The 12,179-nt window shown below is 32.2% G+C and carries 11 protein-coding genes and 4 pseudogenes; all 15 read right to left on the bottom strand.

Translation table 11 applies throughout. From position 1 onward, the window contains the following. Positions 1–879 (bottom strand): annotated as a pseudogene (locus HMPREF0381_RS04895) (VirD4-like conjugal transfer protein, CD1115 family); the annotation flags it as partial. A gap of 41 nt (positions 880–920) precedes the next feature. Beyond that, positions 921–1,085, bottom strand: coding sequence for a transposon-encoded TnpW family protein (locus HMPREF0381_RS04890; protein WP_008750789.1), 165 nt, complete (start codon positions 1,083–1,085; stop codon positions 921–923). 102 nt (positions 1,086–1,187) lie between these two features. Further along, positions 1,188–1,391 (bottom strand): helix-turn-helix transcriptional regulator, encoded by a 204-nt coding sequence (locus HMPREF0381_RS04885; protein WP_008750788.1) that lies wholly within the window; start codon positions 1,389–1,391, stop codon positions 1,188–1,190. Positions 1,392–1,393: 2 nt separating this feature from the next. Next, positions 1,394–1,810: a hypothetical protein gene (locus tag HMPREF0381_RS04880; RefSeq protein ID WP_008750787.1), complete on the bottom strand. Its 417-nt coding sequence runs from the start codon at positions 1,808–1,810 to the stop codon at positions 1,394–1,396. Positions 1,811–1,925: 115 nt separating this feature from the next. Continuing rightward, positions 1,926–3,410 carry a MobQ family relaxase gene (gene mobQ / locus HMPREF0381_RS04875; protein WP_008750786.1) on the bottom strand — a complete coding sequence of 495 codons (1,485 nt, stop codon included), beginning with the start codon at positions 3,408–3,410 and terminating at the stop codon, positions 1,926–1,928. A 241-nt stretch (positions 3,411–3,651) separates the two neighbouring features. Next, positions 3,652–3,972 (bottom strand): DUF3847 domain-containing protein, encoded by a 321-nt coding sequence (locus tag HMPREF0381_RS04870; protein ID WP_008750785.1) that lies wholly within the window; start codon positions 3,970–3,972, stop codon positions 3,652–3,654. A 160-nt stretch (positions 3,973–4,132) separates the two neighbouring features. Beyond that, entirely contained in the window at positions 4,133–4,663 is a 531-nt protein-coding gene (locus HMPREF0381_RS04865; RefSeq protein WP_008750783.1) for a dihydrofolate reductase family protein, read from the bottom strand. Positions 4,664–4,735: 72 nt separating this feature from the next. Continuing rightward, positions 4,736–5,779 (bottom strand): DUF4238 domain-containing protein, encoded by a 1,044-nt coding sequence (locus tag HMPREF0381_RS04860; RefSeq protein WP_008750782.1) that lies wholly within the window; start codon positions 5,777–5,779, stop codon positions 4,736–4,738. A 123-nt stretch (positions 5,780–5,902) separates the two neighbouring features. Continuing rightward, a complete protein-coding gene (locus tag HMPREF0381_RS04855; protein ID WP_008750781.1) occupies positions 5,903–7,573 on the bottom strand; it encodes a recombinase family protein in 1,671 nt (556 codons plus the stop codon). Positions 7,574–7,627: 54 nt separating this feature from the next. Further along, positions 7,628–7,867: pseudogene (locus HMPREF0381_RS14500) on the bottom strand (type IV secretory system conjugative DNA transfer family protein); the annotation flags it as partial. A 116-nt stretch (positions 7,868–7,983) separates the two neighbouring features. After that, on the bottom strand, positions 7,984–8,862 hold the full coding sequence (locus tag HMPREF0381_RS04850; RefSeq protein WP_008750779.1) for an SPL family radical SAM protein: 879 nt from the start codon (positions 8,860–8,862) through the stop codon (positions 7,984–7,986). A gap of 13 nt (positions 8,863–8,875) precedes the next feature. Continuing rightward, positions 8,876–9,418, bottom strand: coding sequence for a ClbS/DfsB family four-helix bundle protein (locus HMPREF0381_RS04845; RefSeq protein WP_008750778.1), 543 nt, complete (start codon positions 9,416–9,418; stop codon positions 8,876–8,878). Between the two features lie 12 nt (positions 9,419–9,430). After that, positions 9,431–10,045 carry a GyrI-like domain-containing protein gene (locus tag HMPREF0381_RS04840; protein WP_040461157.1) on the bottom strand — a complete coding sequence of 205 codons (615 nt, stop codon included), beginning with the start codon at positions 10,043–10,045 and terminating at the stop codon, positions 9,431–9,433. Positions 10,046–10,109: 64 nt separating this feature from the next. Continuing rightward, a pseudogene (locus HMPREF0381_RS04835) lies at positions 10,110–11,010 on the bottom strand (helix-turn-helix transcriptional regulator). A 204-nt stretch (positions 11,011–11,214) separates the two neighbouring features. Continuing rightward, a pseudogene (locus HMPREF0381_RS04830) lies at positions 11,215–12,179 on the bottom strand (MobA/MobL family protein); the annotation flags it as partial.

Here is a 12,179-nt window from a genome sequence, read left to right as displayed (position 1 = left end):
GTTGACGACTTCTGGACGCACACAATTACCTGAAATCGTATCGGCATTATCTTTATATATAGCTTTAAGTTGTGATTTTGCTTGAAGGATTATGCTTGCAGATATTTCTCTTGAACGAATGGTTGCAATTAACTTTTCAAATTTTGGAATCTGACCGATGTTACTGAACTCATCCAATAAACACCTTACATGAACGGGAAGTCTGCCGCCATAGACATCATCCGCCTTATCACAAAGTAGATTAAATAGCTGAGTATACATCATTGCCACTACAAAGTTAAATGTGTCATCGGTATCGGATATGATAATAAATAAGGCTGTTTTTTTATCCCCAATTGTATCAAGCCCCATCTCATCATACTCCATAAGGTTTTTAAGCTCCTTAATATCAAATGGAGCAAGTCTTGCACCACAGCTTATAAGAATTGATTTGGCAGTTTTTCCAGCTGCAAGCTTGTATTTACGGTATTGCTTTACCGCAAAGTGGTTTGGCTTTTCTTTTTCCAGTGCATCAAAGATATAGTCAACTGCATTTTTAAAGTTTTCATCTTCTTCTCTTACTTCACTGGCATCAATAAAAGCAAGCAGTGTTTCAAAGTTTTGCTCTTCCTCCGGTGCTTCATAATAAAGATATCCAATCAGTGCGGTGTAATAAAGGCGTTCTGCTTTCACCCAAAAATCCTCACTGGATTTTTCTCCTTCGCCTTTCGTATTAGCTATAATGGTTTGTACAAGCTTTAGAATATCTTTTTCACTTCTCAGATAGGCAAATGGATTGTAGTGCATGGATTTTTTGAAATTTATGGTATTTAGCACTTTAATATCATAGCCGTCTTTCTCAAGCATCTTTCCGCACTCTACGAGAACAGTACCCTTTGGGAAGATTTGTCAAGGACATAAACAAAATTTCTTTGACAAATTTATATCTTCTCTGTTTCTCTCTTGATTAGCTTTAGTATTTTATCCTTGTATGTTTCGCCTGTACCTTGCTTGAAATGTAGGTTTACAGTATATTTTGTCTTTCCAATATCCATTATTAACTGTTTATTGGGTGGTGCTTGTATTTTCCTTTTTTCTTCTTCCATAAGTTCTCCTTTCCATTTTTGACAAAGAAAAAACAGTAAATCTTTTTTGATTTACTGTTCTGAGAATTGCATATTATATTTTCTTAAATTAAATTGTGTATCTCAATCATCTGTAAATTCAAATAAATCTTCTACACTAACATTAAATACTTTTGCAATATCCATGGCTAATTTTAATGATGGATTATATTTCCCATTTTCAAGATGTACAATAGTTTCTCTTCTGGCATTTACCATTTCAGCAAGTTCAGATTGCTTATATTTTGCCTTTTCTCGATATTCTTTCACTTTCGTTATAAATGCCATAATTATACTCCTTTAGAATCCATAATTAAAAATATAATCGTACGAAGTATTGTAATTGCAATTACGCTTCCGATAATAAGCCATCCCATAATTGCTGTTGAAATTGCGTTTACATGACCTAAAATTCCTCCTAAATATGCTATAATCACCATCAAAAGACAAAAAACTTTCAAGCATATCGCATCACATCTGAGTAGATTTTTTTCTGCAAATTCATCAAAGTATTCTTTCTTATATTTTCTTACTCTAAAATAATGTACTATCAGTATCAAAAATAAAAGAAAACCCCAATAGCTTGAAAATTGTCGATATTCAGGCTGATAGTCGCTTCTACTCCACAACCAATAATACCCTGCAATTAAAATTGCAATAATAATTTTTGTTGCAACAACTTCTCGTATAGATACTTTGTTTTTCATTTCAAATTCTCCTTACATATAATTTCAAGTGATATATTTCTAACTCGCTGTTATAAATATATCACATAATAATTTTAATGTCAATAGCAAAGTTATAAATATTTCACTTTTGTTTTTACAGACCTAACTCATTGCTCTTTACCTGTGATGGTCGCTTTTCTTGTTCCTGTAATCGCTCTATACAAGTCTTAACTTTTTCTGCCTGTTTAACTTCTTCTCGTATTTCTAATATTTGATTATATAGACTCTTTTTTTCTTTCTTCAAAGTATCAACTTCCGATTTCCATTTGGATATATTTAAGGTCTTGTTATCTCCTAAATGTTCTTTCAGATATTTCTTAGCACTTTCAAATAAAATAATCTCTGCCATATGCTCATTATAAAAATCTTCTTGTTTGCTTTTCTTTATCTTGGTATAAGCTTTGTAGGTGTCTTTATGTTTCAAATATTTTTCTGCTTGGTCGATAAGCTCTACTTTGTCATTGGTTTTCTTTTCAGTATCTTTTATGGCTCTTGTAGTCTTGTAATTCTTATCTCTTAATGCTGATATACTTTCTTTCAATTCGGATATTGATGTAATATTTTTTTCTTTAAGGAATTGATAGCTTTCAATATATTTTTCTAAGTCTGCATTGTGGTTATCTGAGTTTTCTTTTATGAAATGAGAGAGCATATCTGTTAAATCATTTTGTTTTGGTAGGGTAGTGGATTGTATAGCCATATCGTCCTGTTTATCTTTTGAAGTATCATTATTTTTATCTTTCGTTAAACTCCTTATCCATCTCATTAAGGCTTTTATTCGTCTTGCAATTTCTCTTAATATCTTGTTTTGATGTTTGATTTCTCGGTTGATATTTCCTCTGTTAGTAACAATACCTTTTTTCTCCATTTGACTTGCCGATACTCCTAAATGAATGGTCGGTATTTGTTCTATGCCTTGTCTTTCATAGGAGCGGTGGTCAACTTTTTCCTGTATACTGTTTTCTTCAAGATATTTGTTTGTAATATCTGCCCACGACTTTCGCCACTCTTCTGCTTTGTCTTGCTCGTTCCAATCGACTGTATCTATTTTTCTTGTTTTGTAATTGCCGTTTTTGAGTTTTACTTTTTCTCCGTTTTCATCAAGGATATATTCCTTTTTTGATTTCGCTCCCCATGTTTTATCTTCGTTTAGCGGTCGCATAGTTAAAAGTATATGGGCGTGTGGGTTTCCATCATTTTTATCGTGTAGGGCAATATCGGCACACATACCGACTTTCACAAAATTTTCTTTTACATATTCTCTTACAAGATTTATTTGTTTTTCTCTGCTTAATTCTTTAGGTAATGCAATTTCTATTTCTCTTGCAAGCTGTGAATTTTTACTTTTTTCTATTTTCTCCACGCTATTCCATAAGACAGAACGGTTTGAAAATTCTTCAGGTGCATTTTGCGGTAATAGAATTTCGGTATGGGCTATTCCACCTTTTCTTGTAAAGTCATGGACTACTCCATCATATTCGTTTTTTATTTTTTCGCCACTACGATAAGCGGAAGCTGCTACTGCACTTTTATTTTTTCCTCTTGAGATAATCTTTATACTGAGATGATATATCGCCATAAGAAAAAACCTCCTCTCTTTTCTGATATGGATATGGTGGCGATGATAAAGACTTCCTAAAAAAAATCGGATTGCTTTTTATCCGATTTCTTTTGGGAAGTACACAAGGGGTAGGAAATTTATTTCCGTAGGGGAGTGTAGCTCCCCCGTATCAGCATTAGCTGATATGCCCTCTGCTAAGAGCCTTCGGAGAACGCACACACCCTTTAGGGTGTATAAGTGCGCCCTTGTAAACAAGGGACTATTCCTCTGTTTCCATTTCTTCCTCTTGTGTTCCTGTATTTCGATTTTCGCTTTGTTCTCGCTTCTCTATGATTTTTAGGATTTTTTGATTGACTTCTTCTTTGATTTTTGGGAATGTGATTAGCTGATAGAATTCATCTTTGGTAAAATCCTTGCTTTCGGTAAAGATACTTTCAAAGACTGCTCCTTTTTCATAAAGACGTCTATCTCTTTTCTTTCGCTCTTCCTGTTTCTGCTGACTGATGAGTTTCTTTCTTTTGTTTTGTAACTGCTTGATTTCTTCTTCCGCCATTAAGATTTTTTTGTCTATATTTTTCATTTTCTCTTTTCCTCTCTTTCTAATTTTGAGCAATAAAAAAACAGTAAACCGATTTGATTTACTGTTTCGTGAACTGCTATGTTATAGCTTGTATTTAATTGTTTTACTTCGACAAACTGGGATTTACCTGTAGATATTATCGTCATCTACAATTTAATTTTTATCTACGAATATAATTCAACTCGACAATTCCATTATTTGTTATCGTGTTGATTAATTTCAATTTATGTTCCGCATCATTTTGGCTAAATAATTTTATACCATTCCCTAAAATTGTCGGAATAATGGATATAAGATACTCATCAATCACATCTGAAGAAATGGCTTGTTGAACTAAGTCTGCTCCTCCACATATCCAAATATCTTTTCCTTCAACCCCTTTTAATTTCCTGATCAATTCCTCCATATTATCACTTGTAAAAATGATCTTATCGGAATCTTGTTGTTCTCGGTGAGTGAAAACATAAGTCAATAAATTGTCATAAACCCAATTATCAGGGGATAACTCAGTTATTATCTGATTGTAAGCATTCCAACCCATCAGAACTGTGTCTATATTTTTTATAAACTCAGAATAGGTACTTTCGTTTTCTAAACAATCTTCATGACCTTGCAGAAAAGCGACACCCCCATTTTTATCAGCAATATAGCCATCTACACTCATAGCTACAAACAGTTTTACTTTTCTCATATCTTAACCTCAACTTCTAATTTGTCCATCTCTATAAGCTGGGATTTATAGTATTAGTGAATTCAGTTTTCCCTACAGAACTAAATCAGATAGACTTTTTTCTGTGTCAGAATAAATTTCGTTTACACAGTTATCTGCAAGCTTCCCATTACAATTCTTCACAATACTAATAAACTCCTGATTTAATTCCATTACCATATTTTTACTAACAGTTGCAAAATCACTAAACTTAGGAGTTATAATTAGTTCAACCGCAATTTTAGGTGATATAGGATAATGAAATATACTCATACTATTCATCTTATTTCCAGTAAGACATATAATTGGAGTATCTGCTGTAACAAAAGGAATCTCTGTATTATTTTTATATAACAAAATGCTACTTTTAAAATTCTGTGTAATGTTCAATGCCATTCTCTCAGCAAAATATACCATCATCATATTGGTAAAAAAATTTAGGTTCATATCATTAATTGCTTCATATTTCTGTTTTAATTCCTCAATATTTTTCTTTGTATTGGCATGCACCCTAGGTGATCTAAAATATTGCATACAAAAAAATCGATTAAATTCATACTTTAAATCCACCGTTCCCTCTATAGAAAATTCCTTTACCAAATCATTTACTTCTTTTTCTGATATTTCTTCACCATATAATATAGAGGATAGTATACTATTCATCAATGCGTCCAACACGACCTGGTTTTTGCTATCTTCATAAAAAGATAAATCTCCTTTTAATAACTTCTCAAAAAAATGAAATTCAGTCTCTATATTTTCTGAATTACACATTACATTCTTTTCAATGAAATCACGTTGAATAGCCGCTTCCTTCAAATCATCCATTATTATTCCAAACTTCGCCAATTCTTTCCTCTGCATATTTGCAATAAGCTGGTTTAGAATTAGTATATCAGTTTCTTTAAAACCTGTAATATCATAATAATATTTTTCAAATCCTATTTTTTCCAGCTCACGAAATTCTATTTTATTTTGATTACCCTTGGGGGCTTTCCTTAATACAAATAACTTTCCTTTGAATATATCACCTGATTCTGTCCATTCAGATAAATACTTTCGCCATATATAATTTTGCTTTTTTACCGTACTTCCCATATTCCTCCAATAATTTAATTTGTCTTCTTTTTGTCAAAAAAATAAAACTATATTTTGATCTGTTTTATTATCTCAACAACTTCTAATTTTTCTCTCTAAATAATTAACAATATTATACCATTTTTAAGCCATTTTTTCTATATCGGCTTTTTGTGGTACTTGACAGTTGCCTATAAAGTTAAAATACACATCAACTTGTTGTTTTCTATCTTTTCCTTTTCTTCCCCCTGTGGCTTCATGGACTACAACTTTTTCTATATACTCATTTATCATTGGTACTGTAAGTTCCTCAATATCGGTATATTTCTCTATCATTTTAAGAAATTTATCGGTATCAATTTTTCTCTGATGATAGTTTTCAATTTCCTCTTCAAAATACTGTATTTGTTTTTCTAAATCTTGTTGCTCCGTATCATAGGTATTAAATAATCTATCAAAGTGTTTTACAGGAATTTTTCCAAGTGCGTGGTCTTCGTATAGTTTTGTAATAAGGGTGGTTAGTTCTGCATTTCTTGATGACAGTTTTTCTAATTTCGTTTTATCTTCTTGGTACTTTTCTTCTCTTTTTTCATCGGATAATTTGTTCATCACTTTTAGAAATTCTTGCTTTTCTTCTTTGGCAAAGTCTGTGATTTCTTTGATTGATTTTAATAGAATTTCATTTACTGTTTTTACTTTGATATAGTGCATACTGCAAGTGCCTTTTCTGTGTCTGTAATGTTGGCATACAAAAGAGTAATCACTATCATATTTCTTTGCTTTATGTCCTGCCGGCTCTCTGTAACTTAATTTTCCTCCACAATCTGCACAGATTAAAAGTCCTGTAAATGGGTGTGATGTTGTCCCGTACTTTGGACTTCTTCTCACTGTTTTTCTTAACCTTTGAGCGTTATTCCATGTTTCTTCGTCAATGATGGCTTCATGGGTGTTTTTGAAGATAATGAGTTCATCTTCTTTTGCCTTTCTGCGTTTCTTAGTTTTGTAATCAAAGCATATTGTTTTACCAAGTACGGTATGTCCCATATATTCTCTTTTTTCTAAGATATAGCCTACTGTAGTCGGTGTCCAAAAATACGGGTCTTCTATTCCTCTTTTCTTGGAGCTATGGTTATTTTCAGGATAATGTATTTGGGCATAGGCTGATGGGATAAGGACTTTATCTTTGGTTAGTATATCTGCTATCTGTGTTACTCCATATCCCTCTATAACAAGATGGTAAATGCGTTTTACGACCTTTGCACTCTCTTTATCGACAAGTAACTGCTGTTTGTTCTTTGGGTTTCTATAATAGCCGTATGGAACGCTTGGTGATACTCTTTTGCCTTCTTCCATTCTTGCTCTGAAGATGGATTGTATTTTTCTTGAGGTATCTCTTGCATACCATTCATTCATAATATTTAGAAATGGGGTAAAGTCGCTTTCTGCTTGTTTCTCACTGTCTATTCCGTTATTGATTGCAATAAATCTTACACCCTTTTCTTTGAAAAGTATTTCGGTGTAAAAACCTACTTTGAGGTAATCTCTACCAAACCTGCTCATATCTTTTACTATCACAGTAGATACTTTGTTTTCTTCTACTGCTTTTATCATCTTTTGAAATCCCTCTCTATCAAAGGTTGTTCCGCTTACTCCATCATCGGTATAGTGATAGATATTTACAAAGCCGTTTCTTTTGGCATAACTTTCAAGTAGCTGCTTTTGATTGGTGATAGAATTGCTCTCTCCTTGCATTTCATCATCACGACTTAAACGCTCATAAAGGGCTGTTTGCCCTGTTCTTTTCGTATTTGACATGAAAATTACCTCCTTTCTAAGTTTTTATTATTTTCTCTGTCCCTAAAAGGTTAATCCTTTAGGATCTGTTACAACATAGGATGAGTGCATTTGCATAAGGTTGGGTTTTAGAAAAAATCTGGTCTTTCCGCTTCCTGATCCTCCCACCACCAGTATATTTTTATTCCTTGCATATTTAGGATTTTTAGGTCTACCATTCATGGTAAGTCTTTCCGTATCAGTTAAAAGTATGTTGTTTTCAAACTTTTCATCTACATACGGCTCTATGTCTTTTGAGTTCCCCCAGCGAGCGTTTTGTCAAGTACCTTTTTTGATTTATTGACGCTTTTCTTTTTAATTTTAAGCAAAGAAAAAGACGATAGATTTTTATTTTTCTATCGCTCATAATTATAGATATTTAATTCCGTTAGTCAAACTTCATCAAAAAAACTAAGCTGCTTTGAGATGTCCTTTCCCTCAAGTAGTCCCAAATAGTTAAATATTGCTTCATTATCATGAACGATACCGTTCCGCTCACAGAATTCGTGAAATACACCCATTAGTTTTTTATTGTTTACGCTGTTTGCTACATAATTGTTTCCGTATTCTCTGATGTATCGTTCTTTCAGCTTTGGAAACTTTTTATCTAACTGCGAATAAAAATACTCTCTATTTCCCTCTCTGAGTGTAACTCCCATACCAAAGCATATTATTCCAAACACTTTTGCTTCCTTGCAATAATTTAAAATACCAATAATGTTTCCCTCCGTATCGTTGATAAATGGCAGTATCGGAGTTAACCAAACTACTGTTGGTATTCCCTCATCACGCAATATTTTTAATGCTTTAACCCTTTCTTTTGTTGTTGAAACATTAGGCTCTATTTTTTTACAAAGTTCTTCATCATAAGTTGTTAATGTCATTTGAATTACACACTTTGTTTTTGAATTTATTTCCTTAAACAAATCTAAATCCCTCAAAACATTAGCTGACTTTGTTATAAGCGTTATGCCGAAACCATATTTATTTACTATCTCAAGTGCCTGTCTTGTATAATTTAGTTTAAGTTCCTCTTTAATGTATGGATCAGTCATAGACCCCAAACCAATCATGCATTTTTTTCGCTTTCGTTTTAGACTCTCTTCCAAAAGACTGATTCCATTTTCTTTTACTTCTACATCTTCAAATTTATGATTCATCTGATAGCATTTACTTCTTGAGTCGCAATAAATACATCCATGAGTGCAACCTATAAACAAATTCATTCCATTCTTTGAAGAAAGTATTCCTTTTGCTTTTGTAAAATGCACTTTACTACCCCAATTATTTTGACTTACAGTTTTTCTGATGAGCCTTTAGCTTTTTCATTGCCCAATCATAATGACTTGCAGTCGCACTCACAAAATAGGAACCCAGCGTACTACCTCCAACCCATTTATATACACCTTTTGAAAAAAGTTCTTCGTTTGTAAAGGTTTCAGCCAACTGTAAAACATCGCTATGGGATTTATGAAACATTTTAGTTGCATTTTCAAGAGAAGTATTTTGATGTTTTTTCCAAAACCCCACATTCATATCACCATAAGTTTTCCAGTTATATGGTTCAGGCAAAAATGGTTTTTCTTCGCCATTTTGATTGGAATGTACCCAATTCAAAATAAGCTGATGCCATTCATAGAGATGGATTAAAACATCTCTTAAGTTTTTATCTCTTTTCCAATGAGCTTCTTTTTTCTTTTCATCTTTTGAAAAATCAAACGGTGTGTTTAACTCTTCCTCTGTCATCTTTGAAATAAGTAAATTTAACTTTTCATAGTTTTCCTTAGCAGCAGTCATCAAATCATTTTTTGTCGTTGGTCTTGGCATAACAAATTCCTCCTATTTCACTGAATATCTTAATATAGTTTTTTGTTTTTCTTCTGATGTCCTGTTTTTATTACTTAGGTATATTTCTTTATGAAAATCACCTATTCTTGTAAGATCAAGTTTTCTTGCAAATTCATCCATCTGTTCAAATGATTTTGGCTCATCATCATAACTTCCAACATGTAAAATCTGAATAGATTTACCCTCTTCTATTTTTCTAAAACTTATCTCATCATACAATGCGTCAGGCTTTTTCTTTTTTATATTCTCAAGTGCCTTTGCGAATATCTCTTGTGTAATAAAAGCAGGTTGTTTAATCATCAATGTGTATTCCAGTTTGTTTTTATCAAACTCTTCTCCATTTACTTTTTTCCAAAATCCCTCTAACGGATATACCGTAAAATCTGTAATCTCGTTATCAGTTTTATTTTTCATTACATTTTTAAACAATATTTTAATGGCATAGGCAAGAGAATATAATGCGGATATTCTGTCTGAGAAATCTACTTCATTCGGATTTCCTTTACCTTTTACCAAAATAAATTTTTGCTTTGGCACTTCTACAATGATAGGTGTCTGCTTCACACCATAAAGATTCTTTTCTTGTTTTCTCCATTCATATTTCATTATCCAATCCTCCCTTTGCACCTTGGTTAATTAAATTATACAGGAGGATACTTGACACCATTTGTCAAGTTATATATTTTTCTGCCATTTTATTTATCATTTCTTTAATCTGCATTCGTATCTCTTTTGGCTCTAATACTTCTGCTCCATCTCCGAAAGAAAAAATATAATTGTATAAGTTGTAATCATTTGGAACTTCTATTTCAGTATATAAATTTCCGTCACTATCTTCTATAATTTCTCCGTTTAACTCATCATATACCCTGAAGGCAACTTTACGATCAAACTTGACTTTTATATGCACTGTATTCTCGTATGGCATTTCTTTTTTGAGAACTACATCTTCAAAGTTGTCATCAAACTTTTCAGTATAGGTTTCCAAATTCTTTATCCGTGATAATTTGAAATATCTAAAGTCATTTCTAAGTAAACAGAAAGCATATAGATACCAGTCCTGACTCTTGAAAAGTAATCTCACAGGCTTAACACTTCTGCTTGTTCCTTTTTCATTGCTGCTAAAATATGTGAACGAAACAATGTTTTTACTTATAATTGCCGACTTAATATCATTGAATGTTTTTTCATACAGCTTATTGTTTTGCCAATTATTAAAGTCAACTTCTATCCAACTGATATTCTTCATTATTAAAGAGTGCAGAAAGTTTTATTAGCAGCTCATTCTCATGCTGTACTGTCGTATTATCTAATCCTTGAAGAGCTGACATAATTTGCTGTTTCTCATTTTCAGACAGCAATAATTTACTAAGCACAAAATCTTCAGCAATTTCTATTCCGCCGCCCTTTCCTTGCAACGCATAGATGGGAATACCGGCACTGCTGATAGAGTCAATATCTCGATATATTGTCCTGACTGACACCTCAAATTTATCTGCAAGTTCACTTGCCGTAACTTTTCCCTTTTCTAAAATATAATATAGTATCCTAAATAGCCTATTATCTTTCATCGTTTTAACATCTCCTATAATTATTATACCACAATAACTTGACATATATTGTCATATTATTAAATATTTTTCCAAATCATGGTAGTACTACTTATCTCTCTTATTCACTGTTATAAAAATAGTCAAAGTTCATTCTTCCGTCTCGCTAAAATTAAATTTATTTCACCCAATATTATTATTGTTAGATTTATATTTTACTAAGTTTTACAACCCTAACTCTTGCTTTTTTACCTGTGTTAATCCTCTCTTTTCTTGCAGTAATTTATCTATACAGCTTCTAACACTTTCAGCTTGTTCAACCTTTTTTCGTATATCTATCATTTGAGAATATAGAGTATCTTTTTCTTTGCTCAAAGTGCCTATTTCTTATTTCAATTTGGATATATTTAAGGTCTTGTTTTCTCCTAAATGCTCTTTCAGATATTTTTTGGCACTTTCAAATAAAATAATCTCTGCTGTATGTTCATTGTAGAAAGTATCTTGTTTGTTTTTCTTTAGCTTGGTATAGGCTGTATAGGTATCTTTATGCTTCAAATATTTCTCTGCTTGGTTAATAAGTTTAGTGTTATCATCAATTCTTTTTTCAGTGTCTTTCAAGACTCTTGTGGTCTTGTAATTTTTATCTCTTAATGTAACTATATTTTCTTTAAGCTCGGTTAATGAAGTGATATTTTTCTCTTTTAGTAATTGATAGCTTTCAATATATTTTTCTAAGTCTGCATTATTCTTATCTGCATTTTTACGGATAAGATTTTCAAAAACGGACAGCAAATTTTCTTTGGGTGGGAGAGTGGATTTGAGATTATCAGTTTCTGCTTTTTCTTCTTTTCCTATTCCTATTATCCAATTCAGCAAAGCTTTTATTCTTCTTGCAATTTCTTTTAGTATCTTGTTTTGATGTTTGATTTCTCGGTTGATATTTCCTCTATCAGTGGCTATGCCTTTCTTTTCCATTTGACTTGCTGATACTCCTAAATGAATGGTCGGTATTTGCTCTATATCCTGTCTTTGATAGGAACGATGGTCTACTTTGTCTTGTATGCTGTTTTCTTCCAAATATTTATTTGTAATATCTGCCCATGCTTTTCGCCACTCTTCTGCTTTTTCTTGCTTATTCCAATCTACTGTATCTATTTTTCTTGTTTTGTAATTTCCATTTTTAAGTTTTA

It is taken from the genome of Lachnoanaerobaculum saburreum DSM 3986 (genome assembly GCF_000185385.1).
GTDB classification, from domain to species: Bacteria; Bacillota; Clostridia; order Lachnospirales; family Lachnospiraceae; genus Lachnoanaerobaculum; species Lachnoanaerobaculum saburreum.
This window is presented reverse-complemented; position numbering and strand designations above follow the sequence as displayed.